1 protein-coding gene is annotated in these 1,896 nt (G+C 66.1%); it reads right to left on the reverse strand.

The window, feature by feature from the left end; all coding sequences use genetic code 11:
* Window positions 1-108: 108 nt before the first annotated feature.
* On the reverse strand, window positions 109-1,791 hold the full coding sequence (locus ABZ441_RS33510; protein WP_358981187.1) for an ISAzo13 family transposase: 1,683 nt from the start codon (window positions 1,789-1,791) through the stop codon (window positions 109-111).
* Between the last annotated feature and the right edge of the window lie 105 nt (window positions 1,792-1,896).

Raw genomic sequence — 1,896 nt, forward strand, 5'->3', positions numbered from 1 at the left:
GACACTCGGGCCCTCGGCCTGCACAGCTTCAGCCCACGGCACGAAAACGGTCCACCGACGCCGTCGGCGGACCGTCATGAAACTTCGAGGCTAAGGGCTTGCCGGGAATCAACACGTCGGTTTGATCTTGTTTTTGTCGAGGTTGAGGAATCTCGCGACGTCAGTCGGTGTGCGGAAGCGGGCGGTCGAGGCAGGGATGTGAATGCCGTGGGCGTCCAGGAGCGGGCGGACGTCTTTCGCTGCGCGGCTGATGGTCATGGCGGTGGTGTTGAAAAGTTGGCCCAGGAGGTCCATGGTCGCAAGTTTTCGCAGGTGGAGCACGGTGGCCAGGATCCGGTCAGCTGAGGTGAGCTTGGGTTTGGCTCCTGTGCCAGGGGCCACTAGGCGTTCGTGACCTCTGCGGGTGCGGAGCACTTGCTCGCGTTGAATTTCCATCGCTGGAGTCAGCACGTCGATGAGTTCGTTGAGCTGCCGGCGGGTCATCCCGGTCAGTTCTGGGTCCTGTAGCGAATGCCACGTGAGGCGGGCCGGTCTGTCCGCCAGGGCCTCGTCCTGTGTGCTGGTGGTGGTCGCGGTGTCCGTCGGGCGCTGGGGGTGGAGGGTGTAGTTCCAGTCGCCGTGGAAGCGGTGGCGGGTGATGGGCAGGGCAGCGATCTCGTCGTCGCTGACGCGGATGCCGGTGGGGTACTCGCCGTTGTCGAGTTCGGCCTGGACGGTGAGGCCGGTGCGGCTGGTGGTCGCGGCGATGGTCTGGAGCATGACTTCGTGGCTGGTCAGGGGCCTGCCTCGCCAGTTCATGGTGATGTGGGAGAACAGCCGGTGCTCAATCTTGTTCCACTTTGAGGTGCCGGGCGGAAGGTGACACACCGTGACCTCAAGGCCGGTCTCAGCGGCGAGGTCGGCGAGTTGGGTCTTCCAGCCGCGGGTGCGGTAGCCGTTGGAGCCGCCACCGTCGGCGGTGATCAGCAGTCGGCGGGCGCGGGGGTAGTCGTGCCGGCCGACCGCCTGCCACCAGCGGCGGATCGAGGCGACGGCGAACGCCGCCGTGTCGTGATCGGTGCCGATGCTGACCCAGCCGGTGTTCGCCGTCATGTCGTAGATTCCGTACGGAATGGCCTTCTCGGCCTGGCCGGGGAAGTTGTGTGTCTTCACCCTCACGGGCTGCCCTGCAGGCTGCCATTCGTGCCCGGCGTTCTTGTAGTCGCCGATCAGTTCCTTCTTCTTGCTGTCCACGCTGATCACCGGGTCCCCGGCGTCCCTGTGGTCTCGTGCCCGCTCGTTGAGGTAGCGGAACTGGGCGTCCCTGTCGGGGTGCTGGGCACCTTCGATGGTCTTGGCGTTGGCCTGCAGGCTGAAGCCTTCTTCTCGCAGCAGGCAGGCGACCGTGTCGGCGGAGACTCGATGGCCCTGGCGGGTGAGCTCCGCTGCCAGCTTCCGGGTCGACTTCGTCGTCCAGCGCAGCGGCGACATCGGGTCACCCCGCTCGTCGGGCTCGACCAGCCCAAGCAGAGCCGGCCGTAACCCCGGATTGAGGTCCGCGGCCCTCTTCCGGCCACCACCAGGTCGACGAATCCGCCCCGACGGCACGTGGCCAGAGTCCAGTTCGGCCGCTCCGCGAGAGACCGTACCCTCCCGAACCCCGGCCGCTGCGGCGACCAGCCTGATCCCACCGTGCCCCAGTGACAGCGCTTCCGCCCCTATGGCCAGCCGACGCTGACGTTCATCGAGATGCGGCAACAACAACTGGAACTTCGCAGCCTGGACATCCTCGATCCCCTCCGGTCTCCCCATACCAGAACAACGTGAGCTTGCTCCGCTTTGACGGACACCATTGGTGTGGTGGTCAGGCTGCGATTGCGGTCTCGTACTCGGCGGGGCTGAGGTAGCCGAGGCTGC

Origin of the sequence: Streptomyces sp. NPDC005752 (assembly GCF_040630715.1) — a bacterium.
In the GTDB taxonomy this organism is placed as follows: Bacteria; Actinomycetota; Actinomycetes; order Streptomycetales; family Streptomycetaceae; genus Streptomyces.